Raw genomic sequence first — 14987 nt, 5'->3', positions numbered from 1 at the left:
GGGGAGTGTCCAGGGGCGGTCCTGCACACAACTGCTTACTCTGGAGTAAGGTTACCGGAGGTAAGCCTATGTCACGGGTGAGGAGCAGGTCGAGATGAGCCCTCTGGCACACCAGTCCGCGCGCCGCGTCGCGGTCCTCGGCGGCGCCCGCGTCCCCTTCGCCCGCTCCGACGGGCCGTACGCCACCGCCTCCAACCAGGAGATGCTCACCGCGGCCCTGGACGCCCTGGTCGAGCGGCACGGCCTCCAGGGGCCGGGCGCGGTCGGCGAGTTCGTGGCCGGCGCGGTCCTCAAGCACAGCCGGGACTTCAACCTCGCCCGCGAGACGGTCCTCGGCTCGGCCCTCGACCCGCGCACCCCCGCCTACGACGTCCAGCAGGCCTGCGGCACCGGACTCCAGGCCGTGATCGCCGCCGCCAACAAGATCGCCCTCGGCCAGACCGAGTCGGCGATCGCGGGCGGCGCCGACACCGCGAGCGACGCCCCGCTCGGCGTCAACGACCGGCTGCGCCGCATCCTCCTGGAGGCCCGCCGGGCGAAGACCACCGGCGGCAGGCTCAAGGCGCTGGCCAAGGTCCGCCCGGGACACCTGGTCCCCGACATCCCGCGCAACGCCGAGCCGCGCACCGGCCTGTCGATGGGCGAGCACGCCGCGGTCACCGCCCGCGCCTGGGGCGTCTCCCGCGAGGACCAGGACGCGCTGGCCGCCGCGAGCCACCAGCGGCTGGCGGCGGCGTACGAACGCGGTCTCTTCCAGGACCTGGTGGTCCCCTTCCGCGGCCTGGCCCGCGACCAGAACCTGCGCCCCGGCTCGACGGTGGAGAAACTGGCCGCGCTCAAGCCCGTGTTCGGCCTCGACGCCCCCGGTCCCACCATGACGGCGGGCAACTCCACGCCCCTGACGGACGGCGCCGCGACGGTGCTGCTGGCGAGCGAGGAGTGGGCCGAGGCCCGGGGCGTCGAGCCCCTCGCCTACCTCACGGCGTACGAGACGGCGGCCGTGGACTTCGTCGGCGGGGACGTGGCCGGTGGCGAGGACGGCCTGCTGATGGCGCCCGCCTACGCGGTCCCGCGGATGCTGGAGCGGGCCGGGCTCGGCATCGGGGACTTCGACCTCGTCGAGATCCACGAGGCGTTCGCCTCCCAGGTGCTGGCCACGCTGGCCGCCTGGGAGAAGCGCGGCCTGGCCCCGGTGGACCGGGCCCGCCTGAACGTGGCGGGCTCCTCCCTCGCCACCGGCCACCCCTTCGCCGCCACCGGCGCCCGGATCGTGGCGACGCTGGCCACCCTGCTCGCCGAGCGGGAGGGACCGGGACGCGGCCTGATCTCCGTCTGCGCGGCGGGCGGCCAGGGCGTGACGGCGATACTGGAACGAACGTGACTTACCCTCAGGTAACCCCCAACACTGCACACCTCCGGCGCGGGAAGATCGTGGAACGCGCACCAAGTCCTCACGCGGGCGCCGTACGATCCCGGGACTGACCGTCGGTAACCCATGTCCGCGGAACCGGCGATGAACGCCTCGGCGCGCGAGGCACGTACGTGATGCAGCAGAGCAGCGACAGCAGGAGCAGTGTCTTTGCTGCACGTCCCAGGAGCCGCCCGTGTCCACCCCGCTTCCGTCCTTCGCCGCATCCGCCGCCTACGCCGACTCGCCCGGCCCCACCCTGGTGGCGCCCGAGACGCGGATGCTGGACGGGACCGTCAGGGAGGCGTACGTGCCGCCGTTCGCACCGCCGGTGCGCCGCGGGTCCCTGGCCGACCTGCCCTTCGACAACGCGGCGGCGGTACCCGGGCAGGTCGTCCTCAGTCGCAGGTCGGCGCAGGGCGACTGGTCCGACGTGACGGCCGCCGAGTTCGCCGGGCAGGTGCTGGCGGTGGCCAAGGGCATGATCGCCGAGGGGTTGATGCCGGGCGACCGCATCGCGATCATGGCGCGGACGACGTACGAGTGGACGCTGCTGGACTTCGCCGCGTGGGCGGCGGGACTGGTCACCGTCCCGATCTACCCCACCTCCTCGCTCTTCCAGACCCGCTGGATCCTCCAGGACTCCGGCGCCGTCACCCTGGTCACCGAGACCACCGCGCAGGCCGCGGCGCTCGGCCCCGAGCTGGACCGCATCCCCGACCTGGGGCACCTGTGGGTCATCGAGAAGGGGCACGTGGAGCGGCTGGCCGAGCTGGGCGAGCGGCTGCCGGACGCGGAGGTGGAGGTGCGCCGCGGCATGCTCGGCCCGGCCACCCTCGCCACCCTGATCTACACCTCCGGCACCACCGGTCGCCCCAAGGGCTGCGTGCTCACCCACGGCAACTTCTTCGCCGAGGTGGACAACGCGATCGAGCTGCTCTACCCCGTCTTCAAGGCGGAGACCGGCGAGGAGCCCTCGATCCTGCTCTTCCTGCCGATGTCCCACGTCTTCGGCCGCATGGTCGCGGTCGCCTGCGTCCGCGCCCGGGTCCGCCTCGGCCACGCACCGAGCCTGAAACCCGAGGACCTGCTGCCCGACCTGGCGGCCTTCCGGCCGACCTGCCTGCTGACCATCCCGTACATGCTGGAGAAGGTCTTCAACAGCGCCCGCGCCAAGGCCGAGTCCGGCGGCCGCGCCTCGGCCTTCGACCGCGCCGTCTCGGTGGCGGTGCGCTACGGCGAGGCCAAGGAGGCCCGCCAGACGGGCACCGGCGGTGGTCCCGGCCGCGGCCTGAAGACCGCCCGCTCCTTCTACGACCCGCTCGTCTACCGCAAGATCCGCAACGCCATGGGCGGCCGGGTCAAGTACGCCATCTGCGGCGGCTCCCCGCTCGGCCGCCGCCTGGCCGCGTTCTACGCCGGCGCCGGCATCGAGATCTTCGAGGGCTACGGCCTCACCGAGACCACCGCCGCGGCCACCGTCACGCCCCCGCTCCAACCGCGCCTGGGCACCGTCGGCTGGCCGCTGCCCGGCACCCGCATCCGCATCGCCGCCGACGGCGAGATCCTGGTCGCCGGCGAGCAGGTCCTGCACGGCTACTGGGACCCGCAGGCCGGGGGCGTCGTCCAGGCCGCACCCGACGGCTGGTTCGCCACCGGCGACCTCGGCAGCCTGGACGACGGGGGCTATCTGACGATCACCGGCCGCAAGAAGGAGCTGCTGATCACCGCGGGCGGCAAGAGCGTCGCCCCGGCCCCGCTGGAGAACTGGCTGCGCTCCCACCCCCTGATCTCCCAGTGCATCGTCCTCGGCGACCGCCGGCCCTACGTCTCCGCCCTGTTCACCCTCGACCCCGACGGCGTCACCCACTGGCGCCGCATGAACGGCAAGCACCCGGTGCCGCCGGAGCTGCTGGTGGACGACGAGGAGGTCCACGCGGTGCTCCAGCGCGCCGTCGACGAGGCCAACAAACTGGTCTCCCGCCCGGAGTCCATCCGCCGCTTCGCCGTCCTGCCCCGGGACTTCACCGAGTGGGAGGGCCACCTGACCCCCTCCATGAAGCTCCGGCGCGAGGTGATCATGCGGGACTTCGCGGGGGCGGTGGAGGGGCTGTACGAGGGGTAGGACGGCGTCGGCGGTCAGCGGCGGGGTGGTGTCAGCGGCGGAATGGTGTCAGTGGCGGGGCGGTGTCAGCGGCGGGCGATGAGGACCGCCTGCGGGACCTGGGCGACGGTGGTCTCCTCGGTGGTCCGCACCGTCCGGGACAGCACGGTGAACCCGGCCCGCTCCAGCAGCTCCGCCATCGGCTCCGGCCGCCGCCGTTCGAAGTCCAGGGCGACCGGGTGGCCCCACGGGCGGTCGTGGTGGCGGGGCTCGTCGCCGACCTGGAAGCCGAGCAGCAGATACCCGCCCGGGGCCAGTACGCGCCGCACCTCGCCGAAGAGGTCCGGCAGCCGCTCCCACGGCGTGTGGATCGACGAGTACCAGGAGACCGCCCCCGCCAGCGCGCCGTCCGGCAGGTCCAGGTCCAGCATGGACCCCTGCTCGAACCGCAGTCCCGGGTTCTCCCGGCGCGCGATCGCGAGCATCGAGGAGGACAGGTCCAGGCCGAAGACCCGCAGGCCCAGCGAGGCCAGGTGCGCGGTGACCAGGCCGGGACCGCAGCCGAGGTCGGCCACCTGCCCCTCGGGCCCCACCAGCTCGGCGAAGGCGCCCATCAGCGCCCGGTCGAGGGGGGCGTCGTCGAGCACGGTGCGGAAGCGGGCGTGGTAGTCCTCGGCGACGGCGTCGTAGAAGGTCCGGGTGGTGGCCACGAAGGCGGGGTCGACGGTCATGGGCGGACCCTAGTGGCAGCCACTGACAGCCGGGCCCCGGTGAGGAATTCACGAAGGCTTCATGAAAGGGCAGGAGCCCCGTCGCCGAAACCGGCGCGGGGCTCCTTGGGTACTGCTGTCAATCAGACAGGAGTGACATTCTCCGCCTGCGGACCCTTGGGGCCCTGCGTGACGTCGAAGGACACCTGCTGGTTCTCCTCGAGGGAACGGAATCCCTGAGCGTTGATCGCGGAGTAGTGGACGAAGACGTCCGGGCCGCCGCCTTCCTGGGCGATGAAACCAAAGCCCTTTTCGGCGTTGAACCACTTCACGGTTCCGGTAGCCATAAGCCCTCCTTGGGCCCAAAGGGTTGCCCTGCTCCAGAACCAGCAAGTGTGAAGACTTTGAATGTCGCACAACTGCATACGTCTGAGAACGACGAGAGCCCGCGGTCACATGCTCCGCAGGCTCTGTACTGCAAGGGAAACCAAACTGCAACTTGCTGTGAGCCTAGCACGCAGGCCCCCGAGCGCAACAGAGGTCAAGATCACTTCACCCGGACGTTTGAACACCTGCGCCGTTCGGCTGACGCCGGGGGTCGGCGAGGGGCGGTTCCCGGGGGAGGGCTAGCCTCGCGATGTGGACAATTCTCGCACCCGGCCGCGCGTCGGCCACATCCAGTTCCTGAACTGCCTGCCCCTGTACTGGGGCCTCGCGAGAACAGGGACGCTCCTCGACTTCGAGCTGACGAAGGACACCCCGGAGAAGCTCAGCGAGCAGCTGGTGCGCGGTGATCTCGACATCGGTCCCGTCACCCTGGTCGAATTCCTCAAGAACGCCGACGACCTCGTCGCCTTCCCCGACATCGCCGTCGGCTGCGACGGCCCCGTGATGTCGTGCGTGATCGTCTCCCAGGTCCCGCTGGACCGCCTGGACGGGGCCCGGGTCGCCCTCGGGTCGACCTCGCGCACCTCCGTACGCCTCGCCCAGCTCCTCCTGTCGGAGCGCTTCGGGGTCCAGCCGGACTACTACACCTGCCCGCCGGACCTGAGCCTGATGATGCAGGAGGCCGACGCGGCCGTCCTGATCGGGGACGCCGCCCTGCGCGCCAACATGATCGACGGCCCGCGCTACGGCCTCGACGTGCACGACCTGGGCGCCCTGTGGAAGGAGTGGACGGGCCTGCCGTTCGTCTTCGCGGTCTGGGCGGCCCGGCGCGACTACGCGGAGCGCGAGCCGGTCATCACCCGCAAGGTGCACGAGGCCTTCCTCGCCTCCCGCAACCTCTCCCTGGAGGAGGTGGAGAAGGTCGCGGAGCAGGCCGCCCGCTGGGAGGCCTTCGACGAGGAGACCCTGGCGAAGTACTTCACCACCCTCGACTTCCGCTTCGGCGCCCCGCAGCTGGAGGCGGTCACCGAGTTCGCCCGCCGCGTCGGCCCCACCACGGGCTTCCCGGCGGACGTGACGGTGGAGCTGCTGCGGCCCTGAGCCGTCGCGGGCGCCCTTCTCCCTGGGGCCGTCCGCCGTCGGCCACTACCCTGCTGGCAGGTACCGGCGTACGGGGGAGGGGTGGACGCCATGCGGCCGCTCGAAGTCGACGAACCCACCGTCGTGGGGCCCTACCGGCTGCTCGGCCGGCTGGGCTCCGGCGGCATGGGCCGGGTCTACCTGGGCCGCAGCGCCGGCGGCCGCACGGTCGCGGTGAAGATCGTGCACCCGCACTTCGCGCTGGACGAGGAGTTCCGGGCCCGGTTCCGGCGCGAGGTGGCCGCCGCCCGCCGGGTCGGCGGCGCCTGGACCGCACCCGTGCTGGACGCGGACCCCGAGGCGCGCGTGCCGTGGGTCGCCACGGCGTACGCGGCCGGTCCGTCCCTGACGGCGGCCGTCGCGGACGGCGGCCCGCTGCCCGCCCACTCGGTACGGGCGCTGGGCGCGGGCCTCGGCGAGGCGCTGGCCGCGGTGCACGAGCTGGGCCTGGTCCACCGCGACGTGAAGCCGTCCAACATCCTCCTGACCCTCGACGGCCCCGTCCTGATCGACTTCGGCATCGCCCGCGCCACGGAGGGCACCGCCTCCCTGACCTCGACCGGGGTGTCCATCGGCTCCCCCGGCTACATGTCCCCCGAGCAGATCCTCGGCAAGGGCGTGACCGGGGCGGCGGACGTCTTCTCGCTGGGCGCCGTGCTGGCGTACGCGACGACGGGGCGGCCGCCCTTCCCGGGTGACTCCTCGGCCGCGCTGCTCTACAAGGTCGTCCACGAGGAGCCGAGCCTCGACGGCCTGGACGACCAGGAGCTGCGCGAGCTGGTCGCGTCCTGCCTGGCGAAGGACCCGTCCGCCCGCCCGGCCCCCGCCGAGGTGGCCCGCCGGCTGGCCCCCGAGGGCGCGGCCCGCCTGGTGACCGGCGGCTGGCTGCCGGGGGCGCTGGTGGAGCGGGTCAGCCGGAGCGCCGTACAGCTGCTGAACCTGGAGGCGGCTTCGGGGGTGTCCGCGGGGGAGGCGTCGGGACCCGTGGGGTTCAGCCGGCCGTCGGTCACGGCGGGGGCCGCGCCGGGAACCGGGGGCGGGGCGGGTGCTTCGCCGGGGCCCGGGGGTGGGGCGGGTGCTTCGCCGGGGCCCGGGGGCGGGGCGGGTGCTTCGCCGGGGCCGGAGGGCGGGGCGGCGCCCGCGGCCTCCGGTGTCTTCGGCCCGCCGCCGGTGATGCCGACGCCCACCGCGCCCTCGTCCTCGCTCCCGCCCTCGCTCCCCTCGTGGTCGCCGTCGCCGTCGTCCTCGTCGCCGTCCGCCTCCTCGTCCGTCCCCGGCCCGCGGGGTCCCGAGCAGGCGGGCGGCGACGCGGGCGGCGGGCCGGGTACGGGCCACTCGCCCGGCAGGCTCGCCCTCTCCGTCGCGGCGACCTCGACGCAGGACGCCCAGGGACGCGGCCGGCGGATCAGCTGCACCGTGGCACTGGCGGTGGCGGGCGCGCTGGCGGCGGTGACGGTCGGGTCGGTGTTCGTCCTGGACCTGCTGCCGGGCTCGGGCAACGACGCGAGCAACGCCGGGGGCAGCGACGGCACGCACGAGCCTCCCGCCGCCACCGCCGGTGCGCTGCCCGCGCGCTACCTCGGCACCTGGGAGGGGCAGGCCGCCGCCCTGGACGGCAAGCTGCCGCTGGGCACCTTCCGGATCACCATCAAGCAGGCGAAGGCCGGCCAGGAGCTGGGCAGGCTCCACCAGACCGACGCGCTGGGCGGCGTCTGCGTCGACGTGATCACCCTGAAGAAGGTCACGGAGAAGCAGCTCGTCGCCGGCTCCGTCGGCGCCGAGGGCAACCACGACGGCTGCAACCCCGCCCCCACGACCGTCACCTTCACCCCCGTCGGCGACGACCTCGACTACGCCTCGAAGAGCGAGGAGTCGGGCCGGCCGAAGGCGCGGCTGTCGAAGATCGAGTAGTGGGGCCGGGCCGCCACCCGCCCCCGCCTCAGCCGCGCCCCGCCCCGATCATGGCCCTGCCTCCCTTGTCACTACTGTGGCTGCGAGACGAACACCGGCGACGAGGCGACCGCTCGGCAAGGAGTTCGTCAAGATTCCGCTACGGGGAGGGCCCGCCATGGAGACATTGCAGCCGGACGATCCGCGGGAGCTGGGCGGCTACCGCCTCCTGCGAAGGCTCGGTGCCGGTGGAATGGGCCGCGTCTACCTCGCCCGATCGCCCGGCGGCCGTACCGTCGCGGTCAAGGTGGTCCGCCCCGACCTCGCCGCCGACCACGACTTCCGCGAGCGCTTCCGGCACGAGGTCGAGATCGCGAAGGCCGTCTCCGGCCGGTTCACCGCCCCCGTCGCGGACGCCGACCCGGACGCGCCGCTGCCCTGGCTCGCCACGTCGTACGTCCTGGGCCCCGATCTGACCGACGTGGTCGCGGCACACGGGGCGCTGCCCGAACGCACGGTTCGCGCACTGGCCGCCGGTCTCGCCGCGGCTCTGCGGGACATCCACGCGGCGGGCCTGATGCACCGGGACCTGAAGCCCTCCAACGTTCTGCTCGCTGCCGACGGTCCCCGGCTCATCGACTTCGGCATCGCACGGGCGGTGGACGGCAGCCGCATGACCCAGACCGGCGTGGTGGTCGGCTCGCCCGGCTACATGTCGCCGGAGCAGGCGATGGGCAAGGACGTCGGCGTCGCGGGCGACGTCTTCTCCCTCGGTTCCGTGCTCGTGTTCGCGGCCACCGGGCGGGGCGCCTTCGGCGACGGCACGACCTCGCACGCGGGGATGCTCTACCAGGTCGTGCACGGAGAGCCCGACCTGACGGACGTGCCCCCGTCGTTGCTGGGACTCGTCCGCGCCTGCCTGATGAAGGACCCGGCGCAGCGTCCCGCGCCGGGTGAGATCGTCGCCGCGCTGGCCGGGCAGGGCATCGACGCCGCCCTCCACGACTGGCTGCCGTCGGCCGTCGCATCGACCATCGCGACCCACGCCGCGGGCATCCTGGACCTGGAGGCACCCGGAACGCCGCGGACCGCTCCGCGGCCGGAGAACCACGCGGCGACGGGCTTCGGTCCGGCACCGACCATGCTCGACGGCGCGTCGCCGACCGGAACGGCCGGTCACGGCACGACGACCGGCGGAACCCCGGTACCCGCGTACGGGACTCCGCTGCCCGGCACCGTCCGGATCGGAGAGACCGCGGAACCCGCTCCGGCCCGCTCCCGCCGTCGCGTCCTCGGCCTGGCCCTGGGCGGCGCGACGGCCGTCGCGGTGGCCGGGGGCGGCATCGCGTGGGCGCTCGCGTCCGACGACGCGTCCGGCGACGCGAAGGGGACACCGGACGCCGGGACTTCGGGCGATCCGGCGGACGGCGACTTCACGACCCCGCCCGCCGGGGTGGCTCCCCAGCCGCTGTGGCACAAGTCGGCCGGTAAGGACAGCACCAGCCCGCGCGTACCGCTCCTCACCCACGACGGACTGCTCCTGGTCAGCGGCGACCCGCTCGTGGCCTACGACGTCCGGACCGGCAAGGCCCGCTGGATCAAGGCGGGCATCTGCCGGCCCGGGGCCCGACTCCTCTTCCACGACGGCAAGGTGTTCCTCGCCGACGGCGACTACGAGGGCGCCCTGGTCGCCTACGACGTCAGGACCGGCGAAGAGGCCTGGCGCAGCCGCCTCGGCAAGCAGCTGACCGTCGAGGACACGATCGCGATCGACGACAGGAACGTCTACGTCACGGCGACCGACTACGGCCAGTCGCAGAGCGCCACCGAATACCGCACGGCCGTCGCCGCCGTCAGCCACACCACGGGCCGGAAGACGTGGATCCAGCACCGGGACTGGGGCACGAAGGACTACGACGTCCAGGGCACCGCCTCGGGCAAGTACCTGGTCTACGCCGACTCGAACCTCAACCTCACCGTCCGGGACACCGCCACCGGCGGCCAGGTGTGGACCAGGAAGATCGGTGACGAGTGGTCCTGGCAGCCCACGGTCGCGAACGGCCTCGTCTTCCTCCCGGGCGACCGGCTCAAGGCCCTCGACGTGGAGAAGGGCGGTACGGCCTGGACGCTCGACCCGGCCGGCCGGCGCGGCTTCGACACCCCGACGGTCGTCGACGGCGTGCTCTACGTCAGCGACCACGACGACGGCGTATGGGCGGTGAACGCCAAGACCGGCAAGCGGAACTGGCTCTGCGACGAACTGGACGTCGACGGCCCGGAGTCGTTCCGCCGGGTGGGCTCGACCCTGTACGGCGCCACCGGCGCCGTCGACGGCGGCGTCGTCGCCCTGGAGACGCGGACGGGCAAACTCCGCTGGACGTACACCGACAGCAAGGCCGTCGGCGAGCCGTGGCAGGTCGCCCTCGCGGGCAACCGGCTGCTGGCGACGCACGGCCACGAGATCTACGCGCTGCCGGCGGTGTAGCGAGGACGCCGGGCCGCGGAGACCTCTCGGTCCCGCGGCCCGGCGTTCTTTCCGGGCGGCCGACGCCCTTTCCGCGCGGTCGTCGTCCTTCCGGCCACCCGCGCCGGTCGTAGTCCTTCCGGCTACCCGCGCGGTCGTCGTCCCTTCCGGCTTCCCGGGCGGCTGTCGTCCTCTCCGGGCGGCCGGCGCCCGTCACATCGGCGTCGTGACCGTCAGGTGCTCCCCGCTGCCGAGGTGCAGCATGCCCTTGCCGGGAGTGATCTGGCCGCCGACCATGCTCCGGTTCGTGCGGATGCCGATCAGCTCTCCCGCGGAGCTGTCCTGCGGAGACAGCAGGATGCCGCGGCGGGCCTTCTTCATGTCGACCTGCCACCCGGAGAACCCGTCGCAGATCTCCTCCTCGTCACCGGCGATGACGACGGCCAGACCTTCCTCCACCCCGCGTTCGACGATGCGCTTGAAGACGTCCTCCGCGTCGCAGTCGTCGTGCACCTCGGCGTCGTCGACCAGGACGACGATCGGCTGCTCGGGACTGGCCGTCCCGACGAGCTCCTCCATCTCGTCCTCGTCGATGTCCCGGCCGGTGAAGACCTTCAGGACGCCCTCCGTCCCCTCCAGTTCACGCAGCGGGGACGGCCGGGGCGCCGCCAGGATCAGCCGTACGCCCTGGGCGAGGCAGGAGCGCGCGAGGTTCAGCAGCACCGTGCTGCGCCCGGACTTCGCGGGCCCGCCGATCACGAACGCCGGGACGCCCTGGGCGAGGTCGGGACCGAAGGCGGTGAGCTCGTCGCCGCCGACACCGACCAGCGCCCACAGCGGGGAGGCGCTCGCCACCGGGTCCCGCATGGCCCAGGCGTCCGCGAAGGAGATCCGGCTGGGCAGGACGTCGACGCGGAACGGGCGGCGGGAGCGCGGCAGCCCGGCGTCCCGGGCGGTCGCCGCCTCGCCGATCGCGGCGAGCGCGGAAGCCTGCCCCTGACCGGTGGTGTCCTCGGCGAGCAGGGCGAACTGGGTCTCGGTCGCCGACCCGCTCGCGAAGCCGCGGCCGGGCGGAATCTCCTCGGGGATCTTGCGCGCGTTGATGTCCAGCAACGAGAAGTCGCCACGGTCCGCGAGGCGCAGACCGTACTTGTCCTCGGTGAGGGAGGAGATCCGCCCCGTCAGCAGCTGACGGTCGCCGGTGATCACCAGGTGCAGGCCGACGCTCGCGCCCTCGCGCATCAGCGCCATCACCTGGTCGGTCAGGTCACCGTGGTTGTACTCGCCGAGCGTGGGCAGCCAGCCCTCCCAGCGGTCGAGGAGGACCACGATGTGGGGCAGCCGCTCGTCCTCGGCCGCGGCGGACCGCTGCTCCCCGATGTCGGCGTAGCCCTTCTCCGCCAGCAGGTCCTGGCGCCGGGTGAGTTCACCGGTGAGCCGGTTGAAGAACCGGATCACCCGTTCCTGCTGGTTGCGGCTGACGACCGCGCCGCAGTGCGGCAGCCGGGTCAGCGCGTTCAGGGCGCCGTTGCCGCAGTCGATGCCGTACAGATGGACGTCGGCGCTCGACAGGGTGCGGGCCAGGGAGCCCGCGATGGTACGCAGTACCTGCGAGCGGCCGCTGCGCGGGCCACCGGCGACGAGCAGGTGCCCGAAGGTGGCGAAGTCGACGACCACCGGGCGGCGGGCCTGGTCGGACGGCAGGTCCGCGATGCCGTACGGGGCCGCAGGCAGCGCACCCTGGCCGCGCACCTCCGGAATGTCGTCCAACAGCAGGGACTCGTCCAGGGCGGGCAGCCACGGAGAGTGCTGGGCCGGGATGCCGAGGCTCTCGTTGGCCTCCCGGATGGCGTCGACCAGGACCTTGAGGTCGGTGATCTCGTCGTCCTCCCGCGCCTCGGTCTTGGGCTTCGTCAGCGCGGCCCGGCCCAGTTCCTGCCAGGAGAGCTGCCCCGCCCACGGGGCGAGCGCCGCGGGATCGGCGGCACCCGGGCGGCGGCCGCCGACGCGGCCGGACTGGAAGGGGATGAGGGAGGCGTGGCCGAGACGGACGTACGCGCGGCCCGGGGTGCTCTTGGCGATGTGACCGGCCTCGGGAGCGTCGATGACGTCGGTCGACTCACCGGCGTCGGTCACGCGCAGGGCGATCCGCAGGTTGGTGTTGGCGCGGATCTCGGGCGACACGACACCACTCGGCCGCTGGGTGGCCAGCAGGAGGTGGATGCCGAGGGAGCGGCCCCGCTGCGCGATGTTGACGAGACCCGTCACGAAGTCCGGCAGGTCCCGCACCATGGACGCGAACTCGTCGATGACGATGAGCAGTCGGGGCACGGGCGGGTGGGACGGGTCGCGGCGCGACAGGTCCTGGTAGTCCTCGATGTCCTTGGCGTCGGCGGCGGCGAGAATGTGCTCGCGCCGCTTCAGCTCCGCCCCCAGCGATTCCAGGGCGCGTTCGACGAGGTGCGCGTCGAGGTCGGTGACCATGCCGACGGTGTGCGGGAGTTTGACGCAGTCCTTGAAGGCGGACCCGCCCTTGTAGTCGACGAGGACGAACGTCATGTTCTCGGGCGTGTTGGCGACGGCGAGCGCGGCCACGATGGTCTGGAGCAGCTCCGACTTGCCCGAACCGGTCGTACCGGCGATGAGTCCGTGCGGGCCGTCGCGCCGTATGTCGATGCCGAACGGACCGTCGTACGACTCCCCGATGACCGCCATGGTGGACTGGCCGCCCATGCGCCAGCGCGCGGCGACGTCGTCGCGGGTCGGGGGTTCCAGCTGGAGCACGTCGAGGAGCCGGCTCGAGGACGGCAGCGCGGAGTCCTCGGTCTCGCCACTGATGTCGCGCAGGGGCGCCAGCGCCCGGGACAGCCGCGCGCACCAGGCGGAGGAGACGAAGTCGGGCCGCACCCCGGTCCTGCGCCGGGCACCGGTCTGCTCGACGCGCAGGCGCAGTTCGGGGGCCCGCTCGGCGGCCTGCTCGTTCTGCTGGGCGCCCTGGTGCCAGGCGTGGAAGGAGGGGAAGCCGCCTGCGGTGGCCTGCGGGGGGTTGCCGGGCCGTGCGGCGGTGGCGGTGTCGCGGGCCAGCGGCTCGGCGACGACGAAGGCCTGGCACTCGCCGGGCAGGAAGCGCTCCTCCTCGTCCAGGCAGATCGCGTACATGGCGACCGCCGGCCCTTCCCGCAGCAGCCGTACCACGCCCGGCAGCGACCTCAGCCGACGCGATCCGTCCCATACGACGACGATGTCCGGGTCAGCGAAGGCGGGGCCGGCACCACCGCTGCTGTTCTCCTTCAGGGCCTTCTGCCGGGCGTCGAGCAGCTGCGTCAGCTCGCCGACCCGGGCGCTCACGGTCTCGGAGTCCGTCCCGATCACCACGTTGACGTCCTGGCCGCTCGCGGGGCGGGCGTGCGGGAGCCAGCGGACCCAGTCCCAGCGCGGCTGCGCGTGGTTCTCGGTGAGCACGTAGAACTGGACGTCCATCGGGCTGTGCAGCACCGCGGTCTGCGCAACGGCCCATCGCGCGAGTGCCTGCGCCGAGTCGCCGGGCCCCGCGACACCGATGACGCCCAGGTCCCTCAGCGGCAGGGCGACGGGGGAGTCCTCGATCTCCCAGGTGACCTGACGCTTGTGCTCGTCCTGCTCCGGGTCGTCGAGCACGACGTCGGACTGCACCTGGCCGGTGCCGACCCGGAGGAGCAGATGGTCGGCGTCCGTGCGCCGCCTCTCCCACAACCGGGTACGGGGACCGGTGCCGAATGCCAGCACGGAGGCGGGGTCGGGACAGGCGCCGCGTCGGTCGAGCCGCTCCAGCCGCAGCGCGTCCTGGGCGTCCTTCTCGATCCGCTCCTTGGTCTCCTTGTACTCCTTGACCTGCTTCGCATGGGACTTGCGCCCGTGCTTCTTGTCCATGAAGTAGTTGCCGAAGAGCATGACCGGACTCAGCAGAGCCATGATCAGGTAGTACCAGCGCCCGAAGATCATGACCGACACGACCGCGCCGACCAGCGGGAACAGCGCCATCAGCCAGGGCAGCGGCCGGACTTCGTACTCCCTGGGCGGAGAAGGCAGCCGGAACTGCGTCTTGCGCTCCGCCGGGCGCAGTCGCGGAGGCCGGTTGTAGTCGAGCCCGGCTCCGTCCTCCGACCACTTCAGGGCGGCGTCGGGAGGGGAGTAGCCGGCTATCTCCAGCAGCGTGTTGCCGAGGGCGAGTTGAGCCCCGAGGGGCCAGCCGCCGCCGTCGAAGACCTCGCCGTCGAGCCGGGGATGCGTGCCGTCGCCCCCCTTCTCCTTCTCCTTCTCCTTGTCCTTTTCCTTCTTCTTCTCCTCGTCCGCGGCGCTCTTCGGCTCGATGCCGTGCAGGGCGACCTCGCAGGTGCCGTCCATGGCGATGGACAGAGTGGCGGCACGCGAGGCGAGTTCGGGGTCGTCGATGCGCAGGTGCGCGGCGGGGCCGCTGCCGATGTCGTACCGACCGACACCCAGCCGGTGCACGGCCCCGGCCGCGGGACCGCCGGCCACGCGGACCTCCACGACACCCGTCGGCTCGCCGGACACGCAGCCCGCTGGATCGTGCAGGCTGACGACAGCGCCCTCGCGCAGGGGTGAGCCGACGATGGTGGCGTCGGGGTCGAGGGCATAGCCGTCGACGAAGGCCTGCGGGGTACCGCCGGGGCCGGGCCGCCCGCCGATGGGGATGACCTCCGCCCCACCGGTGACACCGACATGGCGCGCCAGTTCCCGAGTGATGTCGCCGACCGACGACTCCGGATCGGCGTCGAGCACCACGTCGGTGCTGGCTCCGCCGACCGGGTCGACGACGGTCAGACTCAGGCGCACGTTCGTCCTCCTCGCTGGGCTGAGGCCGCCCCCGGAACGCTGAACACA

8 protein-coding genes are annotated in these 14987 nt (G+C 72.9%); 5 read left to right on the top strand and 3 right to left on the bottom strand.

Annotated features, from left to right (window positions below; genetic code table 11):
- Window positions 1–94 precede the first annotated feature (94 nt).
- Window positions 95–1381, top strand: a complete 1287-nt coding sequence (locus B9W62_RS16430) for an acetyl-CoA C-acetyltransferase (RefSeq protein WP_087807866.1) — start codon at window positions 95–97, stop codon at window positions 1379–1381.
- 223 nt (window positions 1382–1604) lie between these two features.
- A complete protein-coding gene (locus tag B9W62_RS16425) occupies window positions 1605–3533 on the top strand; it encodes an AMP-dependent synthetase/ligase (protein ID WP_087807865.1) in 1929 nt (642 codons plus the stop codon).
- Between the two features lie 65 nt (window positions 3534–3598).
- Here B9W62_RS16425 and B9W62_RS16420 read toward each other — a convergent pair whose 3' ends face one another.
- Both B9W62_RS16420 and B9W62_RS16415 read right to left on the bottom strand, forming a co-directional pair.
- Window positions 3599–4243, bottom strand: coding sequence for a class I SAM-dependent DNA methyltransferase (locus tag B9W62_RS16420; protein WP_087807864.1), 645 nt, complete (start codon window positions 4241–4243; stop codon window positions 3599–3601).
- A gap of 122 nt (window positions 4244–4365) precedes the next feature.
- Entirely contained in the window at window positions 4366–4569 is a 204-nt protein-coding gene (locus B9W62_RS16415; RefSeq protein WP_003974443.1) for a cold-shock protein, read from the bottom strand.
- A gap of 292 nt (window positions 4570–4861) precedes the next feature.
- Between B9W62_RS16415 and B9W62_RS16410 the strand changes: the two genes are divergently transcribed.
- The 3 genes from B9W62_RS16410 to B9W62_RS16400 all read left to right on the top strand — a co-directional run bounded on the left by B9W62_RS16410 (window position 4862) and on the right by B9W62_RS16400 (window position 10124).
- On the top strand, window positions 4862–5710 hold the full coding sequence (locus B9W62_RS16410; RefSeq protein ID WP_087807863.1) for a menaquinone biosynthetic enzyme MqnA/MqnD family protein: 849 nt from the start codon (window positions 4862–4864) through the stop codon (window positions 5708–5710).
- Window positions 5711–5800: 90 nt separating this feature from the next.
- Complete coding sequence (locus B9W62_RS16405; RefSeq protein ID WP_087811937.1) at window positions 5801–7660, top strand: serine/threonine-protein kinase; 1860 nt, start codon at window positions 5801–5803, stop codon at window positions 7658–7660.
- Window positions 7661–7817: 157 nt separating this feature from the next.
- On the top strand, window positions 7818–10124 hold the full coding sequence (locus tag B9W62_RS16400; protein ID WP_087807862.1) for a protein kinase domain-containing protein: 2307 nt from the start codon (window positions 7818–7820) through the stop codon (window positions 10122–10124).
- A 192-nt stretch (window positions 10125–10316) separates the two neighbouring features.
- Here B9W62_RS16400 and B9W62_RS16395 read toward each other — a convergent pair whose 3' ends face one another.
- The gene (locus B9W62_RS16395; RefSeq protein ID WP_087807861.1) at window positions 10317–14939 is read right to left on the bottom strand and encodes an FtsK/SpoIIIE domain-containing protein; all 4623 of its coding nucleotides are present in this window, start codon (window positions 14937–14939) and stop codon (window positions 10317–10319) included.
- Window positions 14940–14987 lie beyond the last annotated feature (48 nt).

The organism is Streptomyces sp. CS113 (assembly GCF_002188365.1).
In the GTDB taxonomy this organism is placed as follows: domain Bacteria; phylum Actinomycetota; class Actinomycetes; order Streptomycetales; family Streptomycetaceae; genus Streptomyces; species Streptomyces tendae.
Note: the sequence above shows the minus strand (reverse complement) of the source record. Positions and strands in the feature narration are given on the sequence as shown.

What these genes read in the sequence shown, in the direction of transcription:
- B9W62_RS16430 (WP_087807866.1), top strand. Translation starts at nt 95, where the DNA reads ATGAGCCCTCTGGCACACCAGTCCGCGCGCCGCGTCGCGGTCCTCGGC.
- B9W62_RS16420 (WP_087807864.1), bottom strand. Translation starts at nt 4,243, where the DNA reads ATGACCGTCGACCCCGCCTTCGTGGCCACCACCCGGACCTTCTACGAC.
- B9W62_RS16415 (WP_003974443.1), bottom strand. Translation starts at nt 4,569, where the DNA reads ATGGCTACCGGAACCGTGAAGTGGTTCAACGCCGAAAAGGGCTTTGGT.
- B9W62_RS16405 (WP_087811937.1), top strand. Translation starts at nt 5,801, where the DNA reads ATGCGGCCGCTCGAAGTCGACGAACCCACCGTCGTGGGGCCCTACCGG.
- B9W62_RS16400 (WP_087807862.1), top strand. Translation starts at nt 7,818, where the DNA reads ATGGAGACATTGCAGCCGGACGATCCGCGGGAGCTGGGCGGCTACCGC.